Raw genomic sequence first — 26,127 nt, forward strand, 5'->3', positions numbered from 1 at the left:
AGGGGACCGGGCCGGGCCGTTCACCGCTGTGCGACGCGCCGTACCTCGTAGCCGTACGCCTTGTCGGCGTCGGTGTCGAAGTAGAGCACGGGACGGTCGCCCGCCTCCTTCACCTGGAGGAGCGTGGACTCCCCGTCGCCGGAGAAGGAGCCTCCGGCGTCGAAGCCGAGCTCGACGGTGCCGCCCGTGCCGCCGCCGTCGAGCTCCCACTCGCCCGCGCCGGAGAGCCGTCCGCCCCCCGGCGGGGGGTCGCTGAAGCTGAAGACGACGGCGTCGCGCGGGATGCCCGTCATCTCGAACCGCCCGTCGGCCCCGAACTCCACGGTGCCTCCCCCGGCGCCCTGCCAGACGCCCGTGAGCTGCTCGCTGCCGAGTTCGGCCCCCTCGTCCCGCCCGCACCCCGCCAGGGCGGAGATGCCGAGCAGGACGAGACAGGGAAGGACCGCGATCGCCGTGCCTGTACGTCGTACCTTCACGTCAACCTACTGGTAGATGGTTTCCTGCCACTTGACGTCGACCCGGAAGCCGGCGAAGTAGCCACCCGTGTACTGCGGCGTCTTGTTGAACACCTGCTGCCACTTCTGGTGTCCCGGCGCGAACGACTCGTTGTCGATGTCGGTCCAGGCATGGTACTGAACGGTCAGGGTGTCCCCCTTGGTCTTGGTGATCTCGTAGCTGAGCGCGTAGGAGCCCAGCACGCCCTGGGCCTTGCGGTCCTCCTTGCCGACGATCAGGCCGCCCAGGTCGGAGGCGTAGACACCGGCCATCTGGAGGTAGTTGAGGTCGTCCTTGTTCCGGTTCTTCGTGGTGCTGTAGTCCGCCCGGCCCTTCTTCTTGCCGTTCCAGGCGTACTCGGCGGCGATGGTGGAGCGCGCGTCCGCCATGCTGGTGCTCTTGATCAGGGACTGCGTCAGCTCGTCGTCGCCGTCGTAGGAGACGTCGGACGTGCGGTTCTTCATCTCCGGGCTGCCCCACAGCCAGCGGAAGGCCAGGGTCCAGGGGCCGCCGCTGCGCACCTTTCCGTCGCCGCCGTGCTCGTTGCTGGCGAGCTGGCCGATCGGCGGGCGGTTGTGGATCTGCCGCTCCATCATCATCCTGAGCAGCTTGGTGATCATCGGGTCCATGTTGTACTCGACCGGCAGCGGGTCCGGGCCCATCAGCAGCGGCACGGACTGGAACGGCTGGAGCTGGCTCGGGTTGAGCCCGCCCGGGGGCACGATCGAGGTCGCGCCGGCGGTGCCGGAGCCGCCGCCGGACCCGCCCCCCGCGTCGAACGGCGGGGCGGCGAACATGTCGCTGAGGATCATGTCCATGCTGCAGTCCACGCCCATGGTGCACTTGATCTGGTTGCTCTGGCCGGAGGGGTCGGACAGGGTCACCGGGTTGTTCTCGGCGTACCCGTACCCGTTGAGGGACTGGTGCTTCGCCGTCTCCAGCAGCGGGTCCACGCTGATGAAGACGCCGAGCACGGGGTCGTACTCACGCGCCCCGACGTGGGTCAGGCCGGTGTCCTTGTCGTGCGTCTTGCCGAGGAACCCGCGGTCGTCGACCCAGGTGCCGCCGCCGGCCTGCGCGCGCTCCTCGCCGAAGGCGTTGAGGTAGCGCCGGGTGATGGCCTGCGTCCCCGCCTCGAGGGCCAGGTTCGTCGTGCCGTGGTGGTCGGCGGCGAGGTAGTAGAGCTTGACGGCGCCGCCCTGGTTGGTGCGCAGGGCGACGGTCGTCTCCTCGGTGCCGTACCGGCGCTGGGCCCAGGTGGTGCCGTCCTTGCGGAGGTGGACCTCGGTGGCACCGGCGTACAGCACCCGCTCACCGTTCGAGGCGGCACGGACCAGCAGGGTGCCGTCGGCGTCGTAGACGTAGTCGGTCGCCTGCGTGCCCTGCGCGAGCTTGCTGAGCCTGCCCTCGGCGGACCAGGTGAGCTCCTGCGTGCCGCCGGCACCGGGGCGGTGCCAGGTGTTCCCGGTGGGCGTGTAGTCGTAGGTCTTCTCCGGGGCGGTGCAGTCGCCCTTCGTGGTCGTGCCGGTCACCGCGTGCTCGGCCGTGCCCGTGCGGCAGTAGGTCGTGGTCGTGTCACCGGCGGCGGTGTGCTCCGTCTCGGTCCTGCGCTGTCCGCCGTCGTCGTAGGTGTAGCCGGTCCAGTACGGAGCCGGGCCCCCGAGGGCGGCGGCGGACCGCTGGTCGGAGCAGTTCCGGGAGGCCGGGGTCCATGCCTCCGTGAGGCGGCGGAAGCCGTCGTAGGCGAAGCACTGGGTCTCGGGCGGGGCACCGGGGGCCGTGCTCGAGTCGCCGACCGCGGTGACGTTCCCGGCCTCGTCGAAGGTGTAGTTCAGGTCCATGACCAGACCGTGCGTCTGGTCGGTGACGCGGCTGCGCAGCAGCCGGCCGGTGCCCTCCTCGTAGGTGTGGTTGACGTAGGCCTTCTTGTGCTCCTCGGTGTCGGCGGTGCCGAGGACGAGCTGCTGCGGCTGGCCGAGCTCCGAGTAGTCGGTGTCCAGCAGGTACCCGCTGGCGCCGTTGAGGGACTTCACCTGGCCGAGCTGGGTGTAGCCCCGCTTGACGGTTTCCGCGGGCAGCCCGCCGAGGGCGGGTTCGGTGCTGTTCTGGAGGGTGCCGTCCAGGTTGTAGTAGCTGGTGTTCGACAGGGTCTGCGGCACTCCGGCCTTGACCAGGGGGTCGTCGGCGGGGAGCGCGAGCTCCGTGGCCACCGCCCGGTCGAGGCTGTCGTACTCGGTGACCCGGCGCGTGTAGGCCTTGCCGGCCGCACCGCCGACGTAGCGGACCGACTCCGCCGGCTTGCCCTTGGCGACCTCGTCGTACGTGTGCTTCGTCAGCTGGTTGGCCTCGGTCCTGCTGCCGGCCCAGGTGGCGGTGATGCGCCCGATCTCGTCGTACTCGGTCAGCACCGACTTCTGGCCCGCGTCCGTGACCTTCATGGCCTGGTCGAGGGCGTTGTACTCCGTGTGGGCCTGGCCCTTGTCGGGGTCGGTGATGTCCGTCCGCCGGCCGAAGAGGTCGTACCCGTAGCTCCACTCGGCCCCGTCGGGGCCGGTGACCAGACGCTCCTTGCCGTCGAGCGTCCAGGCGGTGCGCACGGAGGTGTGGGCGGCCCCGCCGGTGCCGCCGAAGTCGGCGTCCGCGGGGCTCTGCCCGGCGTACTCCCGGGTCTCGACGGTCCGGCCGCGCGCGTCCACGACGGTGCGCCGGGCGGTGCCGCCCTTGAGGGCCGAGGTCGCGGAGGAGTCGCCGGTGTAGCTGCTCGTGCTCGTCCACCGCTTCTGGCCGAAGAAGTAGACGGTACGGCTGGTCTCCCGCTCGGCACCGTCGTACTCGGTGATGGTCTGCGTGGGCGACTCACCGTACTCGGAGCGCGTGTAGGTGCCGGTGGGCGCGCTCGTGCTGTCGAAGATGTCGTCGGACGTCTCGTACGCCAGTCCGCGGCTGTCGTAGCGGGTGTCGGTGAGGAGGCGTCCGTTGCCCGACGGGGTCGGCGACTGGGTCTGGAGCTTGCGCAGCAGCGCGTCGTAGAGGTCGTAGGTGGTGTTGTAGGTCTTGCCGTCGGCCCTGAGCCTGGCGGTGGACACCCAGGACGGCTTGGCCGCGCTGAGCTGGTAGCCGAACGTGCTGTTCGCCGTGTCGCCCGCGCCCCGGTTGCGGTTGGGCAGCCACACGGCGGTCAGCCGGCCCATCGCGTCGTAGGTCAGCTCGGTCTTGCGGCGGTTCGCGTCGTAGGTGCGCTCGGCGAGCCCGCGCCGCGGGTCGAGGTAGGTGATGGTCTCGTGGCCCTTGGCGTTCGTGACGACGGTCTTCGTCAACGGACCGGCGGCGGCCGGGGTGTACGCGGTCGTGGTGGTGTAGCCTCCGGCGTCCGTGACGTCCTCGGTGCGGCCCAGGGCGTCGTAGGTCGTCGTGCTGGTCGTCTGCCAGCCGGTCGGCATGCGCCGGCCCTGCGTGTCGGCCGTGGCGGCGTACCCGGTCGCCCGCCCGGTCCAGGTGACCTGGCCCGTGACGGGTTCCTGCACGGCCTTCCACGTGGTGGCCCGCGGGTCGTCGTAGACCGAGGCGGTGTCGGACAGGACGTCGCCGCGCTTGTCGCTGCCGGCGGGCAGGGACAGGGAGGCGTCGATGACGGAGCAGGCCTTGCCCACGGTCCGGGTGCGGGAGACCAGGCTGGTGAGACCGGCGTCGTCGTTGCGCGCGTACCAGGTGCGGGCGCACGTCTCGTCGCCGCTCGCGGCGGTGTCGCCGGTGTCGTCGACCGAGGTGATCATGCCGTGGTCGTCGTAGGAGTTGGTGACGGTGCGGGACCGCCAGGACTTCGACGCCGTCAGATAGGTGTACGTCGTGGACTGTCCGGCCCGTACGTAGCGGGCGTCGTGGTCGGCGGCGCCGGGGACCGTCTGGTGGGCCGTGTCCTTGGACCACGGCTTGTGCGCGGTGGCCGTCACGGCCGTGGCGCCGGAGTACACGACCTGTTCGCGCAGCTGCCCGGCGTACTGCGGGCTGTCGGTCAGCGTGGCCAGGCCGAGGACGGGGCCGGCGAGCGGGGCGACGGAGACCGAGCGGGTCGTGCCGTCCGCCTTCCTGTCGCCGTCCATGCCCTGCAGGAACAGCGAGACGGTCCGGGACCGGGTGGTGCCGATCGCGCCCTTGTACACGGTCACCTGGCGGTAGCCGCGCCAGTCGGACCAGGTCCGCTCGTCGGCGGGGGTGAACGGGTCGTCGCTGTGGTGCCAGGCCGCCCCGGAGTAGTCGTACGCGTTCTCCACCGCGTCGTTGTTGCCCGCGGGGTCGGAGGTGCTCACGGCGAGGACGCGGTACTTGTGGAACCAGTCGACGGCGGCCTTCTCGGCCCCGTTGATGTTCCAGTACTGCGGGTAGCAGGAGCGGGTGTTGGTGTCCTCGGGGGCCTTGATGACCTCGCTGCGGACGCACTCCTCGGAGGACAGCGTCACCGTCGTCAGGGCGCCGGTCTCCGAGGTGATCGTCGCGATGCGCGGACGGTGCAGCGGGAGGATGTCGTCGGTCGCGTCGACCCGGTTGGGCCGCATCTGGTAGGTGAAGGAGATGGGGTCGTTGAGGATCGCCGTCCCGGCCTTGGCCGTGCGCCGCAGGGACATCAGGGCCAGGGTCTGGTCGCTGCTGTCGCCGATGTCGCCGCCGTCCAGGTACTTCTGGGTGAAGTCCCAGGTGTCCACGGGCTTGTAGGCGGACTCGGCGGCCGACCAGGAGAAGGTGCTGACGCCCGTCACCCGCTTGCGGGTGAAGAAGGCGGGGCCGGCGGCGTCGCACTCCTTGTCGCCGTCGGAGCAGATGGCGTCGAACGGCACGTCGGGCCAGTTCTTCGCGGTGTCCTTCGTCAGCTTCGCGCAGTCGTCGGCGGTGCAGCGCTCGGCGTGCGCGAAGGTGACCTTCGCGTCGGCCTTGTCCGTGAACAGCGCACCCTTGCGCAGGCCGTACTGGATCTCCTTGAGGTAGCCGCCCCGCGTGTACGCGGTGTCGGCGGTCTCGGACTTGTTCTTCTTGTAGTAGTTGGCCTCCTTGGCGTACCAGTAGGTGGCGGCGCCCCCGCGGGTGTTCTCGACGTAGTCGAGGTTCCACCGCCAGGCCTGGGTCGCCGCACGGTCGGCGAAGGCGTCGCCCTTGTCGTAACCGGGCTCGCCGGAGTCGTCGCCGAAGACCGGCACGGTCCACACCGAGTCGGTGCGCACGTCGGCGGCCGCCCCGTCTAGCTTGTTCAGGCCGAAGACGTACTTGGTGCCGTCGCCGGTGACGACGGTCCAGTACTCGCCGTTGTCGTCGTCGTTGTCGGCCCCGGTGGACCGGACGACCTTGGACGCGTCGTCGTCCTCCAGTCGCCACTGGCCGCTGTCGTCGTCCTTGATCAGGCGGGTGGACTTGCCGTTCAGGACGAGACGCGCGTTGTCGTACTTCCAGCAGTGGTCGAAGACGTCCGTGTGGCCGTCGTCGTCGCAGCTTCCGTACGCCCGCTCCACGTAGGAGTCGGTGAGGGTGAAGCCCTCGCCGACCGCGGTGCCCTGGTTGTTGGTGGTCGCGGTGCGTCCGTCCACGCTGCCGGAGTCGTACGACAGCGACAGCGTCGGCGTCGGGTCGGTCGCGGCCGGCGGGAGCGGGAAGTCGTGCGACCAGGTGAAGGAGCCGGAGCTGCCGCCCGCCTCCCAGGACGAGGCCGCGGACAGCTCGGTCGCCGAGTAGTCACCGGTGCCGGAGGGGGACTCCCCGGAGCCCGCCGCGAGAGCGGTGACGGCCAGCACCGTCGGCGCCGCCGCGGCGCCGCCCGACGGGGCCGTCCTCCCGGCACCGGACGCCGCCACGGGCGCCTGCGCCGAGACGGTCTGCGTCCTGGTGTCGTTATGCGAGGCCAGCGGGGTGGTCCGGCGGCACTCGGCCCGGTCCGGCGTGGTCAGCGCGCACGCCGGCAGCCGGACCAGCCTCAGCCGGCCTGCCCAGCCGCCGCCGACCATGCTGGCGAACGAGCTGTAGTCGACACTGACCTGGGCCCCGGGGGTGCCGGCGTCCACGGTGAACAGCACACCGGTGAGGCCGGCCCGGCGCGCCGCCTTCTGGTCCAGGACGGTGATGCGGGCCTCGGGGTCCGCCCCGGCCGGCGCCTGGGCTCCGGGCCGCACCTTCACGGGCACGCCGGCCGGCGCGGCGGCCACCTCGCGCTTTCCGTCCAGCGCGACGACGGCCTCGCCCGGTCCGGGCCACCCGCCCCTGCGCTCGTCCGCCGCCCGCTTCGCCTGTCCGTCGTTGGCCTTCCGGTACGCGGCCGCCTTCTCCCGGGCCTTCTCCGCCCCGGCGGTGCGCACCTCGTACACCTTGCTGACGCGCTGGTCGGGCACGTCGGGCCGCCCCGGGGAGCCGGGTGCCGCCTGAGCCATCGTGGTGAGGCCGAGCGGTGTCAGCAAACAGAGTGACACCGCGACGGCCAGGGGTCGCGCGCCCCGCCACTGACGTGACGCGCTCCTGCCAAGTCTCATGTTGTCCGCCCCACGTTTGTCGTCGAACTCGTCGTTCGGAATGCGGTGACCATCGGGCCGCACGTCGTCGCGGCGGCCGCACCGGACCGGCGGCCGAGGATCGCCTCGGCCGCCGTGGGCACCGTGTGCCGGGCCGGTTCCCGTCAGTCCCCGACCATCTCGTCGATCTGGTCACTGCCCGCCATGGCGCCGGCCCAGAGCCGCACGTCCATGACGCGGGCCGGCAGGCGGTGCTGCCAGGCGCCGGAGGTGAATCCCTTGCCGACGGCGAACTCCCCCGTACCGACCTTGATCGCGTAGGCGAGGTCGGCGCCGTTCTGGTTGTGTCCGAGGTAGAGGCCGATGGTTCCGGTGAGGGAGTTGTACACGCCGGTCAGCCGCACCTCGCTGTCCATGGCGGCGATCTCGTCGGAGACGACCGACGTCCACGTGCCGTCGTTGTTGCGGCGGCCGAAGTGCCACTTGCCGGCGGGCCGGGTGACCTCCTCACCGGTGTCCTCGTCCAGCACGGTGTCCTTGCCGGTCAGTTCGAACCAGAAGCCCCAGGACGATCCGTCCTCGGTGCGCTGGCCCAGGACCTGGCCGGTGTAGCCGACGTCCTTGGTCAGCAGCGCGGCCCGGTCCAGCTGCACCAGGGTGGACGCGGTGAACGAGGCGTGTTCCGACACCAGCGGTCCGGCGGTGGTCGCGGCGTCGTCGACGCCGTCCAGGGTGATCGCGTCGCCGTCGACCGAGGCGCCGCCCTCGAGGGCCAGCGTCCTGCCGTAGCCGGAGGTGGTGTCGGGGACCGTGGTGCCGCTGCCCCGCTCGGCCGACCAGTCGGCCACCAGCTCGGCTCCCGCGTAGCCCTGGGACGTCAGGAGCTGCGCCTCGTCACCGATCTCCCGCGCCGTCAGCACGCGCTGCCACACGGCCACCTCGTCGATGGAACCGGGGAAGTAGTAGGCGGGCCCCTTGCTGAGCTGGTGCCTGCCGATGTCCAGCGGCCCCGGGGACGGCCACGACCCCTCCGTCTGGACGGCGCTCTTCTGGAGCCGGCCGTCCACGTAGAACCGCAGTTCGCCCTTGGCGGGGTCGTACGTGCCCGCCAGATGGGTCCAGACGCCGACCTGGGCCGGGTAGACCGCGGCGGTGCCCCAGTAGTAGTCGGTGCTGTCCTTGGTCCGCACCCCGAAGAACCACGTCTTGCTGGTGGGCGTGTAGGTGAGCAGGAACGGGCTGCTGACGCCGTCCCTCGTGGAGAGCACCGCGCCGTAGTTGTCCGTCGCCTTGTCCAGACGCACCCAGGCCGAGAGCGTGTAGGCCGAGCGGGTCTCCAGCACCGGTCCGCCGGTCTGCGCGTAGCCGGTGGTGCCGTTCAGCAGCAGGCCCTTGTCCGTGATCGCGTTCTCCAGCGGCTGTCCCTGGGCGTCGTGCGTGACCAGGCCGCGCCGTCCGCGGTCGTCGCGCACCGCGCCGCCGGCCAGGGCCGCGTCGTCGGGGCCGTCGGCCGTGGCGGCGTCCTTCGCGGCGCCGCTGTCCTCGTCGAAGTGCCAGCGTCCGACCGGGCCCTCACCGGCCGCCACCAGGAAGTCGACGGTGTTCTGCGCGCCCCAGCGGCCGACGTCGTCCTTCGCCCGGACGTACACGCTGTAGGTGCCGGAGCGCTCCGGGGTGATCTCCTTGGTGACGGACACGCCCTTGAGCTCGGGCGACCAGGCGTCGTCCGAGGACAGCTTGTACTGGTAGGCGACGTTGTTGGCGTCCCCGGCCGCGGCGGCGAAGGAGAGCTTCGCGGCCTGACCGGGCCCGCCGGCCATGACGCACGCGGTCTCGGTGCACGCGCTGTAGGGCGCCCCGATCGTGATCTTGGGTGCCTTGGGCGCCGTGGAGTCCACCTTGAAGTAGCACCAGCCCGAGGTGGCGCTCGACAGGTAGCTCTTGCCGGAGTTGTAGAACGAGTGCGTGTAGGCCTGGTAGCGGTACAGCTTGCCGTCGGTGAGCGTGGACCAGGTCAGCGTGGTGGACTTGCCGTCCCCGATGTACCCGGTGGAGGGGCGCACCGACCCGTTGCCCGGGTTGGTGTCCGACCACGTCCCGTCGGAGTTCTTGTGGTCCAGGTCGAAGTAGACCCGGAGCTGGGCCTCCTTCTCGCCGCCCGCCTTGGTCTGCGCGTACGCCCGCAGCGTCGGGGTGGGGTCGGAGACGACGGCCGGGTCGCCCTCCGAGCGCTCGCACACGGTGCCCGAGCCCGTCACCAGCCCGGTCCCGGTGGGCTTGTCCGGGAGTCCGACGAAGTCCACGGAGAGCACCGCGTCGTTCTTGAACCGCTTCCAGGCCGAGGTGTCCGACTCGTCGTGGGCGCGGACCTCCAGCGTGAGCCGGGAGAACTTGCCCGCCGCGAAGCTCTGCACGGTCGGGGTGAGGTTCTCGTTCGTCTCCTCGGGATTGTCGTTGAACTCGATCGGCGCGTCCGGCGAGTCAGGGTCGCACAGCGAGCCGCGTCCGGCCGAGACGTGCCGGTCGACCATCCAGTCCAGTTCCTTGGGGCGGGAGGACCAGGTGGTGGAGGAGGAGATGTTGTTGGTGCGCACCAGGTCGACCCAGCGCGGGTCGCACTGGAACGCCCACGGCTCGGTCACCCGGAACGTGGCGTCCAGGACCTTCTTGCCCTTGAGGCTGGCCGGGGAGAACTCGAAGTACAGCTTCTGCACGTAGCCGGGGCCGCAGTAGTAGTTGTTCCACGTGCCGCACTTGCCGACGCCCTTGCCGAGGTTGTCGTCGCCGTTGCCCCAGCCGTACGACTCGTAGCCGTCACTGCGCAGCAGCGTCCGCTCGGACTCGCCCCAGGTGATGGTGGGGTCGATGAACAGCGGGAAGGCCGCCTCGTCGGTGTGGGCCAGCATGCCCGCGTCCGGGACGACCGTCAGCGCGTCCTCGGTCACCCGGACGTCCATGGGGGCGACCGTGTCGCCCTGCCCCGGTTCCAGGCCCTTGCCCGAGGCCGCGCCCTCCGCCGGGTCCGCGGGCTCGGGCTGCTCCGCCGCCGCCCGCACGAGCTGCGTCTCCGGCTGCGGGGCGGCCCTGCCCGCCGAGTCCCACATCTGCGCCGGCGGCGCCTTGAACACGGTCAGCCCGGACGCGTCCAGCGCGGCCAGGTTGCCGGCGGCGCCCTTCACGACGTCCAGGCCGTCGGCCTCCAGGCCGAACTTGAGCTCGTCGAGCTCGTCGTTCGCGGCCGCCTCGGGCGTCTTCACCACCAGCACCTGCTGGAAGCTCTCGACCGTCGCGGTCACCTTGAGGTCGACGCCCGGCAGGACCTCGGGGTACAGGGCGCTCGCGCCGTTCAGCTCCGGCTCGGGGAGCGGGCCCGGCCAGTCGAGCTGGAGCCACCGGCCGCGCTCCTCGATCCTCGCCAGCGGCGCCTCCCCGCCGCCGGAGAACGTCATCTCCGCGGAGGCCGCCTTCGGCCCGACCGATCCGTCGGGCCGCTCGACGAGCGTGGGGTCCGGCGTCTGCCAGCCGCCGCCGGGCTTCGCGACGCGCACGGGCACCGACGACTCCTCGAGCGTGAAGGTCGAGCCGTCCGGATTGGCGAAGACCGTGGTGCGCTCACCGCGCTCGCCGGTCACCTCCACGCGGGTGCCGGACTCCTGCGCCTGCGCCAGCGCCCGCTGTCCCTCGGTCTGCGGCGGCGTGTCCTCCGCCGCCGCGGGGGCCGCCGTCAGCGGCACCACGAGTGTGGAGACCAGCGCCAGCAGCCCCGCGGTCACCCCGATCGCTCCGCGGTGGGGCCGGGCCCCGGCCCCACCGCGTATCCGTCTCCCCGTCACAGAAACCCGCCCCCAGCTTCACAAGATCCCCAAAGAAAACGATCAGAATTGAACGCTCCTTGTGACCAGAGGGTCAATAAGTCGACTCGTTTCGGCCATAAGTGCGTTCACACGTTTGGCGCGCCGAAAAGGTGCGCCCGGGAGCGGCGTCACAGGTCAGAAAGAGGAAAGCCGCGCACGGGAGTCGTTCCCGGCGCGGCGTGATCCGGCCACCCCTGTGGCCCTCCAACGGTCAGCCCTGAGGCGGCTGCGGCTGCCAGTGGGGGTTCTGCTGGGGGTGCGGCTGCTGCGGGTGGGGCTGCTGCCCGTAAGGCTGCTGCGGAGGCGGCCCGTACGAAGCCTGGGGCTGCGGCTGCCCGTAGCCGCCCTGGGCCGGGTACGGCTGCTGCGGCGCGTAGGGGCCGGGGCCGGGGGCGGGGTGGCCGTACCCGGCCGGCGCGGGCCCGCCGTGGGCGCCGGGCGCGGCGGGGTGGCCGGGCGCGGGGTACCCGTACGGCGAGCCGGTGACGGGGGCGCCGCCGCCGAAGGGGTTGCCGTGCCCGGGCAGGTGGCCGCCCGGCGGCAGATAGCGGACCCGCCCGGTCTCGTCCGCCACCGGCACGAAGCCGGCGGCCTGGAGGCGGGCCGCGAACTTGGCGTTGCGCCTGCGGGTGACGAGCAGGCCGACGCCCAGGATCGCCAGGACGAACAGCCAGATGATCGCGGCGGCCACGAAGTTTTCGGACCGGCCGCCGGCCCGGAAGGCGAGGGCGGCGCAGCCGATGGTGACGCCGAGGGCGCCGTACCCCATCCGCTTCTCGGCGCTCTTGCCGGTGAGGTCGAAGTTGATGCGGGCCTTGAGGAGTTCGAAGGCGTCCGGCACGAGCGGCGGCACCGAGACGCCGTCACCGGCCTGCGGGTACTGCGCCCAGTTCTGCGCGGCCCGCGCCCGCGCCTGCGGGCTGGGGTCGGGCAAGATCAGCATCTTCAGCTGGCTGTTGTTCCCGCCGCCCTGCCGCACGTCGGCGTACTCGTACCCGAACTGCTGGGCGACGAAGGCGAGTCGGGCCAGTTTCTTCACGGATGCCATCGCGCTGGTGAGCTCGACCGGCTCCCCGCTCGCCATCAGCCGCAGCATGTTCCGTATCTGCCGCTTGCTCATCCCACCTGCTCCCCCGGGCCGACTCGCGTCACCCTGTTCACGTCCGCAACCGGGGCAGTCTCGCACGTGGGAGCGGAGGGCGTCAGCCCCGGTGTGCCGCCCGGCTCCTGGGCTGCCTGGGCTCGGGGCGCTTCGAGCCGTCCGGCCACAGCTGCGGCTTGCGCTTGGCCGCCACGTCCTCCATCCAGCCGAACCAGACGACGCAGCTGCCGATGAGGATCCAGGCCAGGACGAGGACCGGCCACGGGCTCTCCAGGAGCCACGGAACGTTCTCGTACATCACCTCGAAGCCCCACAGCCGGTCCCACATCGTGGCGGCGATGAGGATGCAGATGTTGTGCCAGAGGTAGATCGTCACCGCCCGCGAGTTGAGCAGGGTGACCAGCCGGTCGAAGCGGCGCAGCGGGCGCGGCCACTCGGACCACGACGGGCTCACGTGCAGGAGCAGCAGCACGGTCGCGAAGGACCAGACGGCCTGGGCGAAGGGGATGGAGTCCAGGTCGTAGCCGGTCTTGAAGCCCTGCTTCATCGCGTACCAGAGGCCCAGCGCGGCGATCACGGGGGCCACCGAGGGCACGACGTACCGCGGCAGCCGCTTGAGGACGCCTTCCTGGTGGGCCATGCCCAGGACCCAGCAGGCTCCGAAGGTGCTGAAGTCCGTGAGCGCCGAGGGGATGCGCTCGCCGGGCAGGCTGAGGTAGCCGAACTCGAAGGCGGCCGAGAGTGCCAGCGGGGCGAGGATCGTCACCCACGGCAGAGCGCGCAGGGCACGCAGCAGGAGCGGGGACAGCAGGACGTACCAGAGGTAGGCCCGGATGTACCACAGCGGACCGGCGAGGTCCGAGGCCCAGTTGTCGCCCAGCAGTCCGTGGACGCCGGACAGCCCCTCCGCGAAGGGCGGGTCGCTCAGCGGCAGGATCCAGAAGCCGAGGTGGATCCACCACCATCCCGGATGCCCGTCGGCGCCGGGCCCCCAGCCCTGGAGCAGCATGCCCGTCACGCCCACCGCGCCCAGCAGCCACAGCGGCGGCAGGAGACGGCGCATCCGGCTCCGCACGACCTGCACCGCGGGGCGCTTGAGGGAACGGGCCATGAGGTTGCCCGCGAGGGCGAACATCACGCCCATGGACGGGAAGACCACCGGCAGCCAGGCCCAGCCCATCAGGTGGTAGAGGACCACCCGGAAGAGGGCCACGGCCCGGAGCAGGTCGAAGTAGCGGTCACGGACGGGACCCCGGCGGGCCTGCTTCTGCTGCGGGACCGCCGGCTGGGCCGGCTCCGCCCCCACGGACGGAAAGGAAGGGGCGGTCATGTGCGGGAATTCCTGAGTCGGGACCGGGCCGGAGCCCGGGGCGGCGGCCGGGCCGGGGACCGGACGTGTCGGGTCGAAGGGCGAGGTGGTCATCCGACCGGCCTCCCGTCCATGGCGTGCGGCCGTTGCGTGGGAACGCCCGGGTCTCCCGGTGGTGCGGACACCCCGCCCGTGCGCCGCAGCTTCTGCCAGCGCAGCCGGCCGCCGGTGAGCGCGGTGATCCAGGACTGGAGCAGCACGACGTACATGACCTGGCGGTACAGGATCTGCTGGAGCGGGAGCGAGATGAGCGGTGTCAGCCGTTCCCGGTCGAGGATGAACGCGTACGTCGCACACACCGCCTGGATGGCGAGGACGCCCAGCCACGCGACGATCGTCTTCTCGGTCGGGCCGAACACGATGCCGTAGAGCAGGAAGATGTCGATCAGCGGGGCCAGGAGCGGTGCCACGACCATGAACAGAGAGACGAAGGGCAGGCCGACGCGGCCGAAACGGCCCGAGGGGCCCCCTTCGATCACGGCGCGGCGGTGCTTCCAGATGGCCTGCATGGTGCCGTAGGACCAGCGGTAGCGCTGGGACCAGAGCTGCTGGACGGACTCCGGGGCCTCGGTCCAGGCGCGGGCGTTCTCGGCGTAGACGACCCGCCAGCCGGCGCGGTGCAGCGCCATGGTGACGTCGGTGTCCTCGGCGAGGGTGTCGTCGCTCATGCCGCCGAAGGGCTCGAGCGCGGAGCGCCGGAAGGCACCCACGGCGCCCGGGATGGTCGGCATGCAGCGCAGGACGTCGTACATGCGGCGGTCCAGGTTGAAGCCCATCACGTACTCGATGTGCTGCCAGGCGCCGATGAGGCTGTCCTTGTTGCCGACCTTCGCGTTGCCCGCGACGGCGCCGACCTTCGGGTCGCCGAAGGGCTGGACGAGCTCGCGGACGGTGGACGGCTCGAAGACCGTGTCGCCGTCCATCATGACGACGATGTCGTGACTGGCGTTCGCCAGACCGCGGTTGAGCGCGGCGGGCTTGCCCGCGTTGAGCTGGCGGATCACCCGGACGTTGGGCAGGCCCATCGCCTCCACGATCCGGGCCGTGCCGTCGCTGGAGCCGTCGTCGATGACGATGACCTCGACCGGGTGGTCGCTCTCCATCAGCGAACGGACGGTGTTCTCGATGCACTTGGCCTCGTTGTACGCCGGCACCAGCACGGTCACCGGCTCGGTGACGGGCGGGCCCCAGCGGAAGCCCTTGCGGCGCACCCGGCGGGCGTGGACGCCGGACAGCAGCAGCATCAGCAGGAAGCGGCCGATGACCAGGGAGCCGATGATCGCCAGGCCCACCACCAGGACGTCGGTGAGCTTCTCCGAGGCCTGGACCAGCCAGACCCACGCCTTGCCCTTCCACAGTTCGACGCCGGTCACCGGGCTCATCGCGCTGGGCGCGTCGAGGGCCTCGGTGAGGTTGTCGAACTCGTAGCCCTTCTTCTTCAGGTCGGGCAGGAAGGTGTCCAGGGCCTGCACGGTCTGGTGGCGGTCGCCGCCGGAGTCGTGCATCAGGACGATGGCGCCCTTGCCGCCGTGCGGCGTGGCGCGGCGGATGATCTCCTGGACGCCGGGCTTCTTCCAGTCCTCGCTGTCGGTGTTGTTGACGACGGTGATGTAGCCGCGGGAGCCGATGTACTCGGTGACCGGCCAGGACTTGTCGTCCATGGCGTCGGCGAAGGAGGAGTACGGCGGGCGGAAGAGCGAGGTGCGGACGCCGGCCGCGCCGGTGATCGCCAGCTGGTTCTGCGACAGCTCCCAGTCGATGCGCTTCTTGGACTGGAAGGAGAGGTCGGGGTGGTTGAAGGTGTGCAGGCCGACCTCGTGGCCCTCGTCGACCATGCGCCTGACGAGGTCCGGGTAGCGGGAGGCCATGGTGCCGGTGACGAAGAAGACCGCGTGCGCGTCGTGCTTCTTCAGCACGTCCAGCACCCTCGGCGTCCAGACCGGGTCCGGGCCGTCGTCGAAGGTGAGGACGAGGCGGTGGTCGGGCACGCTCAGGCTGCCGGCCCGGCCGCCGCGGGTGTCGATGACCGGACCGCCCTCGAGGATCTTCCCGGGTACGTGGGCGGTGCCGGCGGGCGGCTGGACGCGGTGGTCGGCGAGGATCTCGCTGTGCACGTAGCCGCGCAGCATGAGCATCGCCACCAGGGCGACGAGGACGAGCAGCGGCAGCAGCAGGCGCAAGGGCAGGCGGCGGCGCCGGGCGCCGTCACGTGCGCCGCGCGCGGCGCCGTGACGGCGGGTGCGGGATGCCATCAGAGGGTGTACTCCGGGGAGAGGGACGTGGAGGTGCCGGCCGGTGCGGTGCCGGCGGCGGGCGCGGCTCCGGCGGCCACGGGGGAGACGTCGCTGCCACCGTTCACGGTGGTGCCGGCGCCGGGGTCGGTGGTGGTGCCGCCGTCCGTCGGCGTGGTCGGCTGGACCGTGGTCTCGCCACCGCCCGACGGCGTCGTCGGGTCGGTGGTGGCGGGGGGCGGCTGCTGCGTCGTCACCGTCGGGTCGGGCTGGGCCGCGCCGCCGCCCGGCTTCGGCGCGGTTCCGGTCGCGGAGGGCCGGGGACCGGCGCTGCCGCCCGGCTGTCCCGCGGTGGCGGAGGTGCCGGGCGCGGAGGCGTCGGCGCCGGCGGACGCCGTCGCGTCGGCACCGGCCGAGGCGCCGTCCAGCGGGGTGGCGCTGCCGCTCGCGGAGGGCTGCGCGGACTGCGAGGGCAGCGGGGTGGTCTCGACCTGCCCGGCGGGCCGGCCCTGTTCCTGACCGGGCACGGGCAGCCAGGGCGCGTTGGAGTTGCCCGACAGGAGCGTGGAGACGATGACGACGGCGTAGATCGCGCAGGCGCCGCCCAGGGCGATGCCGATGCGGCGGAAGCGGCGGCTGCGGCGGCCCGACTCGTCGACGAACACCGGTCCGTCGGAGGCGTCGGGGGCGGCGTGCTTGCCGGGGCCGCTGGCGGCCCGGCGGATGATGCCGTCGCCGAGCTGGACGGCGTCGAGCTGGACCGTGACCTCGTGGGGGTCGTGCGTGTGGTCGGAGCCGGCGGCCGGGTGTGCGTCGGGTGCGTCCAGGGGGCCGGGCGTCTCCTGCCAGGGGTCGCGGAGTGCGGCGGTGGCGGGCGCCGAGAAGGCGCGGGTCGGGGCCGCCTGGGCGGCCGACGGGAGGACGTCCGTGGCGTCGGCGTCCGGGTGCGGCGCGTCGCCGAACCGGGGGCCGCCGTGCCGGGGGACCCCGCCCTGCCCTATTCGGCCCCGGCCTGTGCGGTCCTGGCCTGGTCGGTCCTGGCGCGCCGGGCCGCCGAACAGGTCGGTGCCGACCTGCGGAAGGACCTCGGTCCGGGACGCGTCCGCGGACGCCGGGGAGGCGTGGCGCGGCAGCTCCGTCCCGGCGCCCGCGTCGGGACGCGGCGCGTCCGTGCTCCGGCCGGCCGGGAACCCCCCGGCCTCTCCGAACCATCCGGACCCCGCGGGCGCACCGGCCCCCGGGGACGCCGCTCCGGGCATCGGGGACGGCGCGGTGGCCGGGAAGGCACCGGCGCCGGGAAGCACCTGGGTGGCGTCCTGCTGGGATCCCGGTGCCGCGGCATCACGGGTACCGGACGCGGCACCGGGCCACTCCGGTTGGGCGTCTTCTTGCCAATTCCTCACGCGCACGCACTTCCCCCCGAGGGACCAGTTCCGGGTGCGCATACGACTCCGAGCACCCGTCGGCCGAACCGGCCCCCACCAGGTTCGCACGCCCCCTGTACCACACAGCGCTCAGGCCAAGAATGTAGCGCACGCGAGGGAGGTGTGGTTGCCGCGTGCCGGTTAATGGACGGACATCACAGCGGCGTCACTGGCCGGAATCCACCCTTCTGCGGGCCGGTGGAGCCACCCGTTCTCGGCCGCGACCTGGGCGGCAGCCCGGCGCAGCGCGTCGAACGCGGGGTGCACCAGCCCCTTTCGCCAGACCAGTGAGACGGGCGACAGCGGGACGGGATCGACGAGCGGGCGCACCACGGTCGAGGCCATGGCCGGAAAGCTCACCACCGCGAGGATCGGATTGCGCGTCTTGTCCATGATCCGCCGGAACTCCTCGTCCCCGACGGCCAGCGGAAGGGGTGGTGCCACCTCGATGCCGCGTCCCTCGAACAGGCGGTGTCCCAGGTCGGTCCACTCCGGCGTCCGCGGGTTGCCGGCCCCGGCGTACACGGTCTCCCCCGCCAGTGCGGCGAGCGGCACCTGAGGCAGCGGGGCCAGGGGGTGGTCCTCGGGCAGGACGACCGCCATGGGCTCGTAGCGGACCGGCTGGTGACCGAGTCCGGCCCGCAACGCCGGGGGAAGGCCCGCGAACCGGCCGAACGAGGCGTCGAGCCGCCCCGCGAGCAGCTCGGCGGCGGCGCCGGTCAGACCGCTCTCGTAGCGGGCCATGAGCTCCAGTTCGGGTGCGAGGCGCCGGGCCCGCTCCAGGACCAGGCGCCCGGTGACCAGGCCGGGCGAGTTGAGGTCGACCAGCAGCGGGCGGGCCTGCCCGAAGGCGGCGAGGAGGTCGTCCTGCGCCTGGAGCACGCGGCGGGCGTACGGCAGCAGCCGCTCGCCGTCGGCCGTCAGCGTCACCTGCCGCGTGGACCGGACGAACAGCTCGGCGCCCAGCTCGCGTTCCAGGCGTCGCACGTCCCGGCTGAGTGCCTGCTGGGCGACGTAGAGGCGGGCCGCGGCGCGGGTGAAGTGCAGGTCCTCGGCGACGGTGACGAAGGCGCGCAGGAGGCGCGGATCGAGGTGAACCGGTGCGGGCATCCGGCGAATTTACAACGGGAGTGCGTGAACGCGTACCGAGAAGGTGTTGGACCCCGTGATCTCCCGCGGGCGACGGTTGGCGCATGCCGCCAACGACTCCTCGACGCTCCCGTCCGCAGGCCCCCCTGTTCACCGTCACCGCCGACGCCCTCGTCGCCGCCGACTTCCGTCCGCGCGCCTCGCGCCGGCCGCCGGGGCCCTACCGGCGTCTGCTGTCCGTGCCCGGCGCGCGCGCGTTCACGGCCGGCAATCTCGTCGCCCGGCTGCCGATGGGCATGTTCAGCGTCAGCGCGGTCGTGATGATCGCCGGTACGCGCGGCTCGTACGCGCTCGCCGGTGCCGTCACCGCGACCGGGCTGGCCGCGACCGCGCTGGTCGCGCCGTGGACCGCGCGGCTCGTGGACCGGCACGGGCAGGCCCGGGTGGCGGTGCCGGCGACGCTGTTCGCGGCGCTCGGCTCGCTCCTGCTGGTGCTGTGCGTGCGCTCCGGGGCCCCCGACTGGACCCTGTTCACCGCGTACGCCGCCACGGCCACGACGCCCAACACCGGCGGCATGGCCCGCGCCCGCTGGTCCCACCTGCTGAAGGGCGACGCCGGCGCCCTGCACACGGCGAACTCCTTCGAGCAGGCCACGGACGAGCTGTGCTTCATGCTCGGGCCGGTCCTCGCGGCGTTCCTGTGCACGGCGCTGTTCCCGGAGGCGGGCACGCTGGTCGGGGTGTTCCTGCTGGTGACCGGCATCCTGCTGTTCGCCGCCCAGCGCGCGACGGAGCCGCCGGCCCGGCCGCGCCCGGCCGCGAAGGCGCCCTTCCGCGCGCCCGGCATCCCCCCGCTGCTGGCGATGTGCCTGGCGACGGGGGCGGTGTTCGGCGCGATGGAGGTCGTCACGATCGCGTTCGCTGACGCGCAGGGGCACCGTTCGGCGGCCGGCGCGGTCCTGGCGCTCCAGGCGGCCGGTTCCTGCGCGGCGGGCCTGCTGTACGGCGCCCTGAAGCCGTCCGGGCCGGCCGCGGCCCGCCTGCCGTGGTGCGTGGCCGCGATGACGGCCCTGATGACGCTGCCCCTGCTCGCCGCGTCCCGCACCGGCTCGCTGCCGCTGCTGGCGCTCACGCTGCTGGCCGCGGGGATGGCGACGGCCCCGACGATGGTGACGACGATGACGCTGGTCCAGCACCGCACTCCCGAGGGCCGTCTGAACGAGGGCATGACCCTGGCGGTGACCGGCCTGCTCGGCGGCATCGCCTGCGGCAGCGCGGCCGGCGGCTGGACGGTGGAGCACGTGTCGCCCACGGCCGGCTTCGGCGTGCCGGTCACCGCGGCGGCCCTCGCCCTGACGCTGGCCCTGCTGTCCCTGCCCCGCCGGTCCCGTCCGGCCGGTGCCCGGGCATGACGAAGGCCCCGTCGCCCGGAAGCGACGGGGCCTTCGCCCACATGGGAATTGTGGAGATGGCGGGAATCGAACCCGCGTCCAACGGTGTGGAACCAGGGCTTCTCCGTGTGCAGTCCGCTTCGATTTTCTCAGCCCCGGAGATCACGCGGACAAGTCTCCGACGGGCTCAGTCACTGTTTGGTTTCCCTCTTCACCCCGTGACCGGGATCAAGGTTTAGTCCCCTAGCTGATGCCAGGATCCGGGTCGGGAACAGCCCCGGGCTGACACTCCCTTTGTAGGAGGCTCGCTTCGCTACCTGAGATCAGGCAGCGAGGGCGAAGGCCTGCTGGGAGGAATCGCGCTTGGTGTTGGCGATTATTTTTTTCGGCCTGTGGTTTACGAGATCATGGCCGCTTCCTCGACACGCTTCCCCTGCTTCGACAGCCGCTGTCGAAACCGATCATCCCCATGTTGATTTTTCAAACCGTGCACCGTCCAGGCGGTGCGGATCCATCGTACGTGACCAACGCACGTGGGTGCCAGCCCATTCCCCCGGCTCAGGCCCGCTGCTTGCGGCGGATCGCGGAGATCGTCCGCTCCGCCTCGCGCCGGTCCTGCTTCTCGCGCAGGGTCTGGCGCTTGTCGTACTCCTTCTTGCCGCGTGCCAGCGCGATCTCGACCTTGGCGCGGCCGTCCTTGAAGTACAGGGCGAGGGGCACGATCGTGTGCCCCGTCTCCTGGGACTTCGACTCCAGCTTGTCGATCTCCACGCGGTGCAGCAGCAGCTTCCGCTTGCGGCGGGCGCTGTGGTTGGTCCAGGTGCCCTGGCTGTACTCCGGCACGTGCACGTTGTGCAGCCACGCCTCGTGCCCGTCGAGCTGCACGAAGCCGTCGACCAGCGACGCCCGCCCCTGGCGCAGTGACTTCACCTCGGTCCCGGTGAGGACCAGGCCGGCCTCGTAGGTGTCGAGGATCTGGTAGTCGTGCCGCGCCTTCTTGTTCTGCGCGATCAGCTTGCGCCCTTTTTCCTTAGCCATAGTGCAGCCCATTTTGGCACTACGGAGGGGGTCCGCGGGAAGCCGGTTTCGCGGGGCCGGGGCGCGGCGCGGCGGGGGCGGGGCCCTACCGTCCCAGTCCGCTGAGCACGGTCCGCGCCCGCTCCAGGGCGGCCGGGTCCGCCGGGTCGACCTCGAGGTCGGGCGTGATGCCCGTGCCGTCGACGCCGCGGCCGGCGGGGGTGCGGTAGTGCCCGACGGTCAGTTCGGCGACGGAGCCGCCGGGGAGCCGGCTCGGCATCTGCACGGAGCCCTTGCCGAAGGTGCGGGAGCCGACGACGACCGCCCGTCCGCGGTCCTGGAGGGCCCCGGTGAGGAGCTCGGCCGCGCTCATGGTGCCGCCGTCGACCAGTGCGACCAGGGGCCTGGCGGTGTCGCCGCCGGGTTCGGCGTGCAGGGCGTGCTGGTCGCCGTCGACGTCGTAGGTGGCGACCAGGCCGCCGTCGAGGAAGGCGGAGGCGGCGGTGACGGCCTCGGCGACCAGTCCGCCGGAGTTGCCCCGCAGGTCGAGGACGACGCCGGTGCCGGAGGGCACCCGCTCCACGGCGTCGCGCACCTGCCGGCCGACGCCCTTGGTGAAGGAGGCGACCTTGACGACGGTGACGCCGTCGGCGAGCGTGCGCACGCTCACGGGGTCCGTGGACAGCCTGGCCCGGCGGACGGTCTCCGTCCAGGCCCGCGTGCCGCGCTCCAGGCCGAGCCGGACGGCGGTGCCTGCCGGTTCCTCCTCGGCGTCGCCGCGCAGTATCGAGACGACCTCGGTGACCGGGCGCCCGTCGACCCGCTTCCCGTCGACGCTGCGCAGCCGGTCGCCCGCGCGGATCCCGGCGTCGGCGGCGGGTGACCCGGAGCGCACCCCGGTCACCTCGATGCGGCCGTCGCGCTCGCGGCGCGCGGAGAGGCCGACGCCGGTGTACCGGCCGTCGAGGGCCTCCTCCAACTCCTCGTACTCGCCGCGGGAGTAGACGGCGCCCCAGCGGTCCCCGCTGCGGCTGACGGCGCGTTCGGCGGCCTCGACCGGGGACTTGCCGTCGGCCATCGCCTCGGCCGCCGCCCGGGCCACGTCCTCGTGGTGCCCGGCGGGCGCGGCCGAACGGGCCTCGTCCGGCGGTGACTTCCGGCCGGTCTCCGGGAACGATCCGGTGGCCGCCCCGGCGACGAGCACGCTCGCGAACACCAAAGTCAGGGCGGCCCCGTGGCGTGCGCGACGGGGCTGATAGAACAGGTCACGACCTGACATGCCGGTGAGTCTAGGACAACGCGAGAGGGCCGAACGGTCGCTCAACCGTTCGGCCCTCTTGGCATGTGTCACACCTTCAGGTACTTGCGCAACGCGAAGAACGCGGCCAACGCGGGCATCAGCAGGCTGGTGGCCAGGATCAGCGGGAGCTTCGTCAGCAGGGCGTCCCAGCCGATGAAGTCGATCAGGGCCAGCTTGTCGGACAGCGCGAGTCCGTGGTCGATGATGAAGTACCGCGCGGTCACCAGGAAGGCGCAGGCGACCGCGCCGCCGATGAGCCCCGCGACCGCCGCCTCCATGATGAACGGCGCCTGGATGTAGAAGCCCGAGGCGCCGACCAGCCGCATGATGCCGGTCTCGCGCCGCCGGCTGAAGGCCGAGACGCGGACCGTGTTGACGATCAGCATCAGCGCGACGACCAGCATGAGCGCCATCACCGCGAGCGCGGCCACGTTCATGCCCTCGAGAAGCTTGAAGAGGTTGTCCAGGGTGCCGCGCTGGTCCGCCACGGACTGCACGCCGTCCCGGCCGTTGAAGGCGGTCGCGATGACCTGGTACTTCTCCGCGTCCTTCAGCTTGACGCGGTACGCCTCCTGCATCTGGTCCGGCGTGAGCGAGCTGGCCAGCGGCGAGTCGCCGAACTGCTCCTTGTAGTGCTTGTATGCCTCGTCCTGCGACTCGTACGTCACCTTCTCGACGACGTTCATCTCGTCGAGGTCGGCCAGGATCTGCTTCTTCTGGTCCTCGGTGACCGCGCCCTTGGCGCAGGCGGGGTCGGACTTCGCGTCGCTCTTGTTGCAGAGGTAGACCGTGACGTTGACCTTGTCGTACCAGTAGCCCTTCATGGTGTTGACCTGGTCGTTCATCAGGAGTGAGCCGCCGAACAGGGCCAGCGACAGGGCGACGGAGACGATGACCGCGAAGGTCATGGTCAGGTTGCGGCGGAGACCGACGCCGATCTCCGAGAGCACGAACTGGGCGCGCATGGCGAGTGGTTGAGCCTTTCCGTGGAAGCCGGTGCGGTCTGCGGTCTCAGTGCTGGTAGCCGTAGACGCCGCGCGCCTGGTCGCGGACGAGGCGGCCCTTATCCAGCTCGATGACGCGCTTGCGCATCTGGTCCACGATGTTCTGGTCGTGCGTGGCCATCACCACGGTGGTGCCCGTCCGGTTGATGCGGTCGAGCAGCTTCATGATGCCGACCGAGGTCTGCGGGTCGAGGTTGCCGGTCGGCTCGTCCGCGATCAGCAGCTTGGGCCGGTTGACGAAGGCGCGCGCGATGGCGACGCGCTGCTGCTCACCGCCGGACAGCTCGCCCGGCCTGCGGTCCTCCTTGCCGCCGAGCCCGACGAGGTCGAGCACCTGCGGCACGGACTTGCGGATCTCGCCGCGGGACTTGCCGATGACCTCCTGGGCGAAGGCGACGTTCTCGCCGACCGTCTTGTTCGGCAGCAGGCGGAAGTCCTGGAACACCGTCCCCAGCTGGCGCCGCATCTGCGGCACCTTCCAGTTGGACAGGCGCGCGAGGTCCTTGCCCAGAACGTGCACCTGGCCGTGGCTGCACCGCTCCTCACGGAGGACGAGCCGCAGGAAGGTGGACTTCCCGGAGCCGGAGGATCCCACGAGGAAGACGAACTCGCCCTTCTCGACCTCCAGGGAGACGTCCCTGAGGGCTGGGTGGCTCTGCTTGGGGTAGACCTTGGAGACGTTGTCGAATCGGATCACGGATGCACCACGGGTCGCCGGGGGTAGATGAGCGTGACCATACGCGAACCGGGGAGCCGACCGCAGTCACCGGTAGGGGTTGCGCGGTAGTTGCACGTTTTGTCCCGGCCATCGCCTCGCCGGGACCGCGCGCAGGGGCTTCCGGAACCTGGCACAGTGGAAGGGGAACGTTCACGGCTCCGTGGGCGTTGTGCTGAGTGAACCGGTTGCAAGGAGGGCGAGGCGCATGACGTACGACCGGTTGGTGTGCGCGAACTGCGCGGCGCCCGTGAGCGAGGGCCGGTGCCCCGTGTGCCGGGCGAACCGCGAGCGCCTGCAGCAGGAGAGCTTTTTCCAGAACCTGAATCCGGTGGCGCTGATCGCGTTGCTGGTGATCCTGGTGGCGGCCGTGGCGCTGCTGGCCCACCAGACGGTGTAGAGCCCGGCGAGGACGCGACAGGGGCCCGGAGCGCTTGCGCTCCGGGCCCCTGTGTGTACGCGCTGTGCGCGGACGCTCGGCTGCCGTCAGGCAGCGGCGCCCCGGCCGCCCATCATGCGCGGCAGCACACGGAAGCCGATGCCGCCGGCGATCATCGTGGCGGCACCGAGCAGCAGGAAGGTGGTCTCCGCCGCACCGGTCTCGGCGAGCTCCTTGCCGCTGCCCTGGGCAGAGGTGTCGGAGGCCTGGGCCTGCTCGCCGGTCTCGGTCAGGGCGGAGGAGCCCTGCTCCTGGGTGGAGGCGTTGGAGCCGCCGTCGGGGTTGGTGTTGTTGTCACCGCCGCCGTTGCCGCCGCCACCGCCACCGGGCTGCTCGGTGTTGCCGCCACCCGGCTGCTCGGTGTTACCGCCACCGGGCTGCTCGGTGTTGCCGCCACCCGGCTGCTCGGTGTTACCGCCACCCGGCTGCTCGGTGTTACCGCCACCCGGCTGCTCGGTGTTACCGCCACCGGGCTGCTCGGTGTTGCCGCCACCCGGCTGCTCGGTGTTACCGCCACCCGGCTGCTCGGTGTTGCCGCCACCCGGCTGCTCGGTGTTGCCGCCACCCGGCTGCTCGGTGTTACCGCCACCCGGCTGCTCGGTGTTGCACTCGGGACCGGTGCCGATCTCACAACCCGGCTCGCCGTCGCCGACGGTGATTCCGAGGTTGAACTCGAGCGCCGAAGCCGCACCGGCGGCCGTCAGCGAGGCACCGGCCGCTATCACGGCACCGGCCGCTATGCGTGCGACACGGATCCGCGTCTTCTTGGTCATATGGTTGCTACCCCCAGTAGCTGAATCGTCAGTGAGGCGGCGCCAGGGGCCGTGATCGACGGGGGGTTGGTTGCGCTGAAGCGATGTCCCCCGGTTCACATGCGCCCCAGAAATACGCATGCCGAGCCTCACCCTTACGAATGTTCAAAGCATCGTCAAGGTCATTGCGTACGCGATGTCCTGGTACGGAACGTATGCCGGACACAAAGGGTGTGAGTGTGATGTAAAACCCGGACATCGCCGACGAAGAAAAGGCAACTGCCGCCCGTGAGGCGGCAGTTGCCTTGTCGACAAAGCGTCGCGGACGCTTCCCGCTACTTCTCCCGCTGCTTGCGCCAGCGAATGCCGGCCTCGAGGAAACCGTCGATCTCGCCGTTGAACACGGCCTCGGGGTTGCCCACTTCGTGCTCGGTGCGCAGGTCCTTGACCATCTGGTAGGGGTGCAGCACGTACGAACGCATCTGGTTGCCCCAGGAGTTGCCGCCGTCGCCCTTGAGGGCGTTCATCTTGGCCTGCTCCTCCTGGCGACGGCGCTCCAGCAGCTTGGCCTGGAGGACGTTCATCGCCGTGGCCTTGTTCTGGATCTGGGAGCGCTCGTTCTGGCAGGAGACGACGATGCCCGTGGGGAGGTGGGTGAGGCGCACCGCCGAGTCGGTGGTGTTGACGCCCTGGCCGCCGGGGCCGGAGGACCGGTACACGTCCACCCGCAGCTCGGACTCGTCGATCTCGATGTGGTCGGTCTGCTCGACCACGGGGAGGATCTCGACACCCGCGAAGGAGGTCTGGCGGCGCCCTTGGTTGTCGAAGGGCGAGATGCGCACCAGGCGGTGGGTGCCCTGCTCGACGGAGAGGGTGCCGTAGGCGTACGGGACCTGCACGGCGAAGGTGGTCGACTTGATGCCGGCCTCTTCCGCGTACGACGTCTCGTAGACCTCGGTCTTGTAGCCGTGCTGCTCGGCCCAGCGCAGGTACATCCGCTGGAGCTTCTCCGCGAAGTCGGCGGCGTCCACGCCACCGGCCTCAGCGCGGATGTTGACGAGCGCCTCACGGGCGTCGTACTCGCCCGAGAGCAGGGTGCGGACCTCCATCTCGTCCAGCGCCTTCTTCACGGCCGTGAGCTCGGACTCGGCCTCCGCGCGGGTGTCGGGGTCGTCCTCCTCCTCGGCCATCTCGAAGAGCACGGCGAGATCGTCGATCCGGCCGCGCAGGACCTCGGCCTTCCGCACCTCGGCCTGGAGGTGGGAGAGCTTGCTGGTGATCTTCTGCGCCTCGTCCGGGTTGTCCCACAGGGAGGGCGCGGCCGCCTGCTCCTCGAGCACGGCGATGTCTGCCCTCAGCCTGTCGAGGTCCAGGACGGCCTCGATCGACTCCATGGTCGAGGAGAGGGACTTCAGCTCTTCGGATACATCGACGACTGCCACGCATCCAGCGTAACGGCT

16 protein-coding genes and 1 other RNA gene are annotated in these 26,127 nt (G+C 71.5%); 2 read left to right on the forward strand and 15 right to left on the reverse strand.

Features of this window, described 5'->3' with window-relative positions; all coding sequences use genetic code 11:
* Positions 1–20: 20 nt before the first annotated feature.
* From AC0VYN_RS31235 to AC0VYN_RS31270, 8 genes are all read right to left on the reverse strand, one after another.
* Entirely contained in the window at positions 21–476 is a 456-nt protein-coding gene (locus AC0VYN_RS31235) for a hypothetical protein (RefSeq protein WP_475533674.1), read from the reverse strand.
* Positions 477–482: 6 nt separating this feature from the next.
* A complete protein-coding gene (locus tag AC0VYN_RS31240; protein WP_475533675.1) occupies positions 483–6,902 on the reverse strand; it encodes an RHS repeat domain-containing protein in 6,420 nt (2,139 codons plus the stop codon).
* A gap of 242 nt (positions 6,903–7,144) precedes the next feature.
* Entirely contained in the window at positions 7,145–10,753 is a 3,609-nt protein-coding gene (locus AC0VYN_RS31245; protein WP_475533676.1) for a laminin G domain-containing protein, read from the reverse strand.
* 292 nt (positions 10,754–11,045) lie between these two features.
* Entirely contained in the window at positions 11,046–11,954 is a 909-nt protein-coding gene (locus tag AC0VYN_RS31250; RefSeq protein ID WP_475533677.1) for a hypothetical protein, read from the reverse strand.
* Between the two features lie 82 nt (positions 11,955–12,036).
* Entirely contained in the window at positions 12,037–13,266 is a 1,230-nt protein-coding gene (locus AC0VYN_RS31255; protein WP_475533678.1) for an acyltransferase family protein, read from the reverse strand.
* Between the two features lie 89 nt (positions 13,267–13,355).
* Entirely contained in the window at positions 13,356–15,557 is a 2,202-nt protein-coding gene (locus tag AC0VYN_RS31260) for a bifunctional polysaccharide deacetylase/glycosyltransferase family 2 protein (protein ID WP_475533679.1), read from the reverse strand.
* Positions 15,557–16,939 carry a hypothetical protein gene (locus AC0VYN_RS31265; protein WP_475533680.1) on the reverse strand — a complete coding sequence of 461 codons (1,383 nt, stop codon included), beginning with the start codon at positions 16,937–16,939 and terminating at the stop codon, positions 15,557–15,559. Before AC0VYN_RS31265 ends, AC0VYN_RS31260 begins: the two co-directional genes overlap by 1 nt.
* A gap of 162 nt (positions 16,940–17,101) precedes the next feature.
* Positions 17,102–18,070, reverse strand: a complete 969-nt coding sequence (locus AC0VYN_RS31270; RefSeq protein WP_451688245.1) for a LysR family transcriptional regulator — start codon at positions 18,068–18,070, stop codon at positions 17,102–17,104.
* 83 nt (positions 18,071–18,153) lie between these two features.
* Between AC0VYN_RS31270 and AC0VYN_RS31275 the strand changes: the two genes are divergently transcribed.
* Complete coding sequence (locus AC0VYN_RS31275; protein ID WP_475533681.1) at positions 18,154–19,461, forward strand: MFS transporter; 1,308 nt, start codon at positions 18,154–18,156, stop codon at positions 19,459–19,461.
* A gap of 48 nt (positions 19,462–19,509) precedes the next feature.
* On the opposite strand, the gene ssrA is transcribed toward AC0VYN_RS31275, so the two are convergent.
* From ssrA to ftsE, 5 genes are all read right to left on the reverse strand, one after another.
* Positions 19,510–19,909: a transfer-messenger RNA gene (gene ssrA, locus AC0VYN_RS31280) on the reverse strand.
* An 89-nt stretch (positions 19,910–19,998) separates the two neighbouring features.
* On the reverse strand, positions 19,999–20,478 hold the full coding sequence (smpB, locus tag AC0VYN_RS31285; protein ID WP_189231037.1) for an SsrA-binding protein SmpB: 480 nt from the start codon (positions 20,476–20,478) through the stop codon (positions 19,999–20,001).
* An 85-nt stretch (positions 20,479–20,563) separates the two neighbouring features.
* On the reverse strand, positions 20,564–21,736 hold the full coding sequence (locus tag AC0VYN_RS31290) for a S41 family peptidase (protein WP_475533682.1): 1,173 nt from the start codon (positions 21,734–21,736) through the stop codon (positions 20,564–20,566).
* Positions 21,737–21,804: 68 nt separating this feature from the next.
* Positions 21,805–22,722 (reverse strand): permease-like cell division protein FtsX, encoded by a 918-nt coding sequence (gene ftsX, locus AC0VYN_RS31295; protein WP_475533683.1) that lies wholly within the window; start codon positions 22,720–22,722, stop codon positions 21,805–21,807.
* A gap of 46 nt (positions 22,723–22,768) precedes the next feature.
* On the reverse strand, positions 22,769–23,458 hold the full coding sequence (gene ftsE / locus AC0VYN_RS31300) for a cell division ATP-binding protein FtsE (RefSeq protein ID WP_475533684.1): 690 nt from the start codon (positions 23,456–23,458) through the stop codon (positions 22,769–22,771).
* 226 nt (positions 23,459–23,684) lie between these two features.
* Between ftsE and AC0VYN_RS31305 the strand changes: the two genes are divergently transcribed.
* Positions 23,685–23,876 carry a hypothetical protein gene (locus AC0VYN_RS31305; protein ID WP_475533685.1) on the forward strand — a complete coding sequence of 64 codons (192 nt, stop codon included), beginning with the start codon at positions 23,685–23,687 and terminating at the stop codon, positions 23,874–23,876.
* 86 nt (positions 23,877–23,962) lie between these two features.
* Here the strand turns inward: AC0VYN_RS31305 and AC0VYN_RS31310 are convergent, their stop codons facing one another.
* Together AC0VYN_RS31310 and prfB are read right to left on the reverse strand one after the other, a co-directional pair.
* Complete coding sequence (locus AC0VYN_RS31310; RefSeq protein ID WP_475533686.1) at positions 23,963–24,688, reverse strand: LPXTG cell wall anchor domain-containing protein; 726 nt, start codon at positions 24,686–24,688, stop codon at positions 23,963–23,965.
* Positions 24,689–25,002: 314 nt separating this feature from the next.
* Complete coding sequence (gene prfB, locus AC0VYN_RS31315; protein ID WP_475533687.1) at positions 25,003–26,109, reverse strand: peptide chain release factor 2; 1,107 nt, start codon at positions 26,107–26,109, stop codon at positions 25,003–25,005.
* Between the last annotated feature and the right edge of the window lie 18 nt (positions 26,110–26,127).

It is taken from the genome of Streptomyces sp. 63XJN7_1_ISO-PGPR-S23-121 (genome assembly GCF_056173025.1).